Annotated in this window: 7 protein-coding genes and 1 pseudogene; 5 read left to right on the top strand and 3 right to left on the bottom strand. The window is 61.1% G+C overall.

What is annotated here, in order from left to right; genetic code table 11:
* From EN943_RS11720 to sppA, 3 genes and pseudogenes are all read right to left on the bottom strand, one after another.
* Positions 1–209, bottom strand: a pseudogene (locus EN943_RS11720) (DUF1049 domain-containing protein); the annotation flags it as partial.
* Between the two features lie 57 nt (positions 210–266).
* The gene (locus EN943_RS11715; protein ID WP_006200394.1) at positions 267–551 is read right to left on the bottom strand and encodes an integration host factor subunit beta; all 285 of its coding nucleotides are present in this window, start codon (positions 549–551) and stop codon (positions 267–269) included.
* 82 nt (positions 552–633) lie between these two features.
* Complete coding sequence (sppA, locus tag EN943_RS11710) at positions 634–1,590, bottom strand: signal peptide peptidase SppA (RefSeq protein ID WP_127412741.1); 957 nt, start codon at positions 1,588–1,590, stop codon at positions 634–636.
* A 168-nt stretch (positions 1,591–1,758) separates the two neighbouring features.
* Here sppA and EN943_RS11705 point away from each other — a divergent pair, with 168 nt between their 5' ends.
* The 5 genes from EN943_RS11705 (at position 1,759) to rpoN (ending at position 6,115) form a co-directional block, all read left to right on the top strand.
* On the top strand, positions 1,759–1,953 hold the full coding sequence (locus EN943_RS11705) for a hypothetical protein (RefSeq protein WP_127296383.1): 195 nt from the start codon (positions 1,759–1,761) through the stop codon (positions 1,951–1,953).
* A 336-nt stretch (positions 1,954–2,289) separates the two neighbouring features.
* A complete protein-coding gene (lptC, locus tag EN943_RS11700; RefSeq protein WP_127261183.1) occupies positions 2,290–3,003 on the top strand; it encodes an LPS export ABC transporter periplasmic protein LptC in 714 nt (237 codons plus the stop codon).
* A complete protein-coding gene (locus tag EN943_RS11695; RefSeq protein ID WP_023812537.1) occupies positions 2,990–3,571 on the top strand; it encodes an LptA/OstA family protein in 582 nt (193 codons plus the stop codon). Before lptC ends, EN943_RS11695 begins: the two co-directional genes overlap by 14 nt.
* On the top strand, positions 3,571–4,389 hold the full coding sequence (gene lptB, locus EN943_RS11690) for an LPS export ABC transporter ATP-binding protein (protein ID WP_013529586.1): 819 nt from the start codon (positions 3,571–3,573) through the stop codon (positions 4,387–4,389). Before EN943_RS11695 ends, lptB begins: the two co-directional genes overlap by 1 nt.
* Positions 4,390–4,588: 199 nt before the next feature.
* Positions 4,589–6,115, top strand: coding sequence for an RNA polymerase factor sigma-54 (gene rpoN / locus EN943_RS11685; protein WP_127412740.1), 1,527 nt, complete (start codon positions 4,589–4,591; stop codon positions 6,113–6,115).
* The last annotated feature ends 79 nt before the right edge of the window (positions 6,116–6,194 follow it).

Raw genomic sequence — 6,194 nt, 5'->3', positions numbered from 1 at the left:
ACCCAGGTTGCCAGGCTGCCGACGATCATGCCGATGGCGAGTGCCAGGAACAGGAAAATGAACAGCGGCAAAGTCAGAGTCAGCTTCGGATTGCCGGGGTTGAACGGATCCAGGGTGAAGGCGACCAGTTCGCGGTTGGCAACGGCGAGTGCGATCAGGATGATCGCCAGGGGCACGAAGATCGCGATGAGGATGAAGCGATTGAACATGATGTTTTCCGTCGGAAGCTGGCCGGTCCGAAAGGCCGTCAGGCGCTGACGCCGCGCCTACTTGCCGCCGTTCAGCCTTTCACGCAGTTCCTTGCCGGTCTTGAAGAACGGCACCCATTTCTCCTCGACCTCGACGGATTCGCCCGTGCGCGGATTGCGGCCGGTGCGGGCAGGACGGTTCTTCACCGAAAAAGCGCCGAAGCCTCGCAACTCAACCCGGTTGCCTTCGGCAAGTGCGTCGGTGATTTCATCGAAGATCGCGCCGACGATGTTTTCGACGTCGCGCAGGAAAAGATGCGGATTACGCGTGGCAATAATCTGCACAAGTTCGGACTTGATCATGAGACGGGTCCCCGTGAAAGCAGTGCGGTCAAAATTATGAGGATGATTTTATTTGCTTTTTTCACTTGCCCCAAACGGCATCTCAAGGGTGCCAGACGGAAACGAGACCGTCAAGAAACAAGCGGTCGGCTCCGAGTTCATGGATGATGTCGCCGCTGTAAGCGGGCAGGCCGAGCGCACTGCCGATCGTTTGCGCCATCGCTTTCGAGAACAGGAAGCCGCCGCGCCGTTCGGTATCCTTCCACTCGACGACCTTGAGCTTGGCATCGACGCCCTTGGTCGCCAGCCAGTCGACCGCTACGGTCTCGCCGCCGACGGCGTCGATTAGTCCGTTGGCAACGCCCTGGCGTCCGGTGAATATCGAGCCGTCGGCAAGCACCAGCGCTTGTTCGCGGGTCATCTTGCGGCGTTCGGCGACGATGTCGACGAACCAGTTGTAACTGTCGAGGATGAGTTTGCGAACCATGGCGCGCTCGTCGTCATTGGTCGGCTTGAAGGGAGAGGGCGCGGCTTTCAGCGGCGAGGATTTCACTTCCTCCAGCTTGACGCCGAGTTTGTCCATCAGGCCGCTGACGTCGGGATACTGGATCAGCACGCCGATCGAGCCGACGATCGAAGTCTTGCGGGCAACGATGTGATCGGCGGCACTGGCGATCATATAGCCCGCCGATGCGGCGAGCGTGCCGACTTCCGCCACCACTGGCTTGTCGGCGGCCAGCTTGCGCACTTCTTCATAGATCGATTCACCGCCAACGGTGGTGCCGCCAGGCGAATCGATCGACAGGATCACGCCTTTCACCTTCGATGAAAGACGGATGGTTTCCAGCCGCTTGATCAGTTCCTCGTCCTCGGTGATCGTGCCTTCGATCTTGACCTTGGCAATATGGTCGACCGTCGAGCCGCCGAAATCGTCGCCATAGAACCAGGTTGAAAGCGCAATCACCCCAAGGGCTACGATGCCTATGGCGACGACGCGCCAGAATGTCAGCTTGCGCCGCAAGCGGCGGCGGTCGATCAGGTCGTCGGCTCTCAGTGCCATGGTCAGCCTTTCAGTCGGCGGGAGGAGACGCTTTTAGACCATGATCCTCCCATCTGGAAGCAGTTCTCTTTCCCGGCAGTGTCTCAGTTTGAAATTTGCGAAACCGCCTAATCCTTTGGCCGAGTTGTACAAACGCCCTATATACCGGCAAAAGGCATAGGAGATTTCATGATCGCCAAACACACAACCGCTGAAGATATGGCTCGAACTGTAGGCGTCGACCCGAACACATTCCGCCAAGCGTTGCGTAATGTGAAGCACCCTCGGAAACGCAACACTGATTGGGAAGTAAAAATTGGCAGCCCATCATATTCGGGAATGCGCACCGTTCTGGTTGGTCTCATACAGCGGAAGGCGGCCTGACGCTGACCGGGTCTAAGGCCAAAAGCGTCCCGCCGACGTGATTGGCAACGCCGCATACACGATCGACCAGGCCGGCCAGGCGGGGCATCCGACATCTCCCCCGGCGTATTTGCGCAATCACCGCGAGGTCGGGCGGCGAGACAGACAGCGGATAAATTTTACGCCGCGTGTCTGTTTCTGCTATGGAGAACGTGCGGTTGTGCGGACTTCGTTTTCGTCTGTACAAAGACGGCTGTCACATTTTTGCAGTTTTCGTGGGCTTGTGCTTGCTTGAAAGCGCCGGCGTCCCACCTATAGGCGGTGCTCAAGGGCGGGCAGGTTAGAAGAAAGCAGTGAATGTTAGCGCGACCGATTGAACCGACCAACGCCGAGGCGGTGTTGGCTCCCCCGGCGGACGGCCGGACGCGCGGCGATGCTTTCGACCGTGCACAGCGTCATTCGCGCCGCGTGCGCGTTCTCAAATTTGCCGTGCCGGTGGCCGCAGCACTGATAGCGGTCGCTTTCCCGGTCTATTCCTATCTCGCCGCACCCGTCTCCGTGAAGATTCAAGCGGAAGGCACTGCCTTTTCCAACGGCAAGCTGGTGATGGCCAATCCGAAGCTCAACGGCTTCACCAAGCAGAAGCAGCCTTATTCGATGACGGCGCTGCGTGCCATTCAGGATGTCAGCACGCAAGGTATCATCGAGCTGGAAGGCATCGACGCCAAGGTGCCGATCGCGTCCGACAATGTGGCGGCGGTCAAGGCCTCGCACGGCACATACGATCGCGACGGCAATACGATGAACCTGACCAGCGACGTGACGATCACCACGACCGACGGCATGCAGGCCAAGTTCAAATCGGTCTTCCTCGACATGGGCAAAGGCACTATGAAGACGGGAGATCCCGTCGATGTCAGCCGTGGCGGGTCGCGGATCACGGCGGATACGATGTCGGTCCAGGACAATGGCAAGGTTCTGGTTTTCGAGAACAAAGTGCGCGTCAACATCGATTCCGCCGCCTTGAAGGCGGCACAGGGAAACAGCGGAGAAACCAATGCGGCTCAGTAGTTCGACGCGGCTCGCGGCTGCAACTTCAGCGTTGCTGCTGCTCGGACTCGTGCCGTCATGGGCGCAGACGACCAGTCAGTCAGGCCTCAAACTGTCCGGCGACAAGCCGATCCAGATCGAGAGCGACAAGCTGGAAGTCCGCCAGGCCGACAGTGTCGCCATCTTCACGGGCAATGTCAGCGTCGTCCAGGGGCCGACATTGATGAAGGCCGGCAAGATGACGGTCTACTACGTCAAGGACCCCAACGCCGCTGCCAAGGGCACGGAGGCCGCTGGTGCGGCGATGACGGGCTCGGCCAACATCGATCACCTGGAGATCTCCGACAAGGTTTATATCAAGTCGGATGCGCAGGTCGCGACCGGCGATCAAGGCAGCTTCGATATGAAGAGCCAGGTGCTGGTGCTTTCGGGCAAAAAGGTCGTTCTGTCGCAAAACGACAACGTTCTGGTCGGCTGCAAGCTTACCGTGCAGATGAAAAGCGGGCTGGCTCAGGTGGATCCATGCGCTGGGCAACGCGTCCAGATGTCGATCACGCCGCCGCCGAAATCGGGAGCGACGAACCCCTGATGGCCAGCCTGTCGTCGCTGACGGCGCGTCTTCCGGGACGGGCCGCCGGCAAGCTTTCGGCGCCGGCCACGGTGACCGTCGATGCGGGAAAGTTCAAGGGAACCCTGATCGCCAAGGGGCTGACCAAGAGCTACAAGGGCCGCAAGGTCGTCAGCGGCGTCACCATCGGCGTGCGCGCCGGCGAGGCCGTTGGACTGCTCGGCCCCAACGGCGCCGGCAAGACGACCTGTTTCTACATGGTTACCGGCCTCGTGCCGGTGGATGAAGGCACGATCGAGATCGACGGCTTCGACGTAACGTCGATGCCGATGTACCGTCGCGCACGCCTCGGCATCGGTTATCTGCCGCAGGAAGCGTCGATCTTCCGCGGCCTCAATGTCGAGCAGAATATCCGCGCGGTGCTGGAAGTGGTCGAAAAGGACCGCAAGGTGCGCGAGCGCAATCTCGACGAACTGCTCGAGGAATTCCACATCAGCCATCTGCGCAAGGCGCCATCCATGTCGCTTTCGGGTGGCGAGCGGCGACGCCTGGAAATCGCGCGAGCGCTGGCGACGCGTCCGGCCTACATGCTGCTCGACGAGCCTTTCGCCGGCATCGATCCAATCGCCGTCGCCGACATCCAGCAATTGGTGCGCCACCTGACGGCGCGCGGCATCGGCGTCCTCATCACCGATCACAATGTGCGCGAAACGCTCGGCCTCATCGACCGCGCCTACATCATCCATGCCGGCCAGGTGCTGACCCATGGAAGGGCCGACGAAGTGGTGGCGAACCCGGATGTGCGGCGACTTTACCTCGGCGAGGGTTTTACGCTCTGAGCGTGAAATTTGTTTCCTGACACGATTTTTGCGGTTCGCGCGGCACTTTTTTCTCGATTTTGCTCCGGGCTAACGCTCCGGTAAGCGAGTTTTGCTACCAATTGCCTTGACAAGCAAAAGCCGGGCCAGTTTCTATGGCCGGCTGCAAAATTCCTTTCCGGAAGTCCGGATGCGTAGACGAGGCGTTTGAAACCGAACCATGGCGTTGGCGGCCAAACTACAGCTACGACAATCGCAGTCGCTGGTGATGACGCCGCAGCTGATGCAGTCGATTCGGCTGCTGCAGTTCACCCATGTCGAGCTCGAGCATTTCATCGACGAGGAAATCGAGCGCAATCCGCTGCTGGAGCGCGCCGAGCCGCAGGACGATGCCGCCAGCGACCAGGCGCAGAAGATCGAGGCGGAGCCGCAAGCCACCACCGAAGGCGACTGGTTCGAAAACGAGACGCAGTGGAGCGCCGAGGCGATCTCGGACAAGCTCGACACGTCGCTGGAAAACCTGTTTCCCGACGACCCGGGCACCAGCGAGCGGCTCGGTCCCGACCTGACGGCGCAATGGAAATCGGCTTCCGGCAATGGCGCGGGTTCCTCATCCGAATGGTTTGACGCCGGCGATATGGCGGCCGCGGCGATCACGCTGCGCGACCATGTCGGTGAACAGGTAGCGCTGGCCTTCACTGACCCGGCTGCACGGCTGATCGCCGCCGATCTCGCCGATGGCCTTGACGAGAGCGGCTATCTGCGTGCCGAACTGGCCGAGATCGCCGTTCGTCTCGGTGCGGATGCCGCCGCCGTCGCGAAGGTGCTGGCGGTGTGTCAGACCTTCGAGCCGGCCGGCCTGTTTGCCCGCGACCTAGCCGAATGCCTGTCGCTGCAGCTTGCCGTGCGCAGCCGGCTCGATCCGGCGATGAAGGCGCTGGTCGCCAATCTCGAACTCCTGGCGCGGCGTGATTTTCACGCGTTGAAACGGATCTGCGGTGTCGACGAGGAGGATCTGCTCGACATGCTGGCCGAGATCCGGGCGCTCGATCCCCGGCCGGGCATGGCGTTTTCGGGCGGCGCCAGCGACGCGATCGTCGCCGATGTCGAGGTGCGCGCGGCCAATGACGGCAGCTGGACGGTCGAACTCAATGCCGAAACGCTGCCGCGCGTTTTGGTCGACCATATCTATTTCGCCCAGGTCTCGCCGCAAGCCAAGAACCAGGCGGAAAAGGATTTTCTGGCCGAGTGCCTGCAGAACGCCAACTGGCTGACGCGCAGCCTCGACCAGCGGGCAAAGACCATCCTCAAGGTCGCCTCGGAAATCGTTCGCCAGCAGGATGCCTTCCTCGTCCATGGCGTGCGGCAGCTGAAGCCGCTCAATCTGCGCACGGTGGCCGACGCCATCGGCATGCACGAATCGACGGTCAGCCGGGTCACAGCCAACAAATACATGCTGACGCCGCGCGGCGTGTTCGAGCTTCGCTACTTCTTCACCGCCTCGATCGCCGCGTCGGGCGGCGGCGATGCGCATTCCTCGGAAGCCGTGCGTGACCGCATCAAGCAGTTGATCGACGAGGAAAAACCAGTCGACGTGCTTTCCGACGATGCAATCGTCGACATGTTGCGCGAAGGTGGCGTCGACATTGCAAGGCGTACGGTCGCCAAGTACCGGGAAGGCATGAATATCCCCTCCTCGGTGCAGCGCCGACGCGAGAAACGGGCGATGGCCAGCGCCGGGCGCTGAGCGGGTCGATTTTCCACAAGCCAGCACTTCATTGACAAGCCGCGGTGAACTGGCTAGAAGCCCGCCCGCATGAGACGGG

Origin of the sequence: Mesorhizobium sp. M7A.F.Ca.US.006.01.1.1, assembly GCF_003997935.1 — a bacterium.
In the GTDB taxonomy this organism is placed as follows: Bacteria; Pseudomonadota; Alphaproteobacteria; order Rhizobiales; family Rhizobiaceae; genus Mesorhizobium.
Note: the sequence above shows the minus strand (reverse complement) of the source record. Positions and strands in the feature narration are given on the sequence as shown.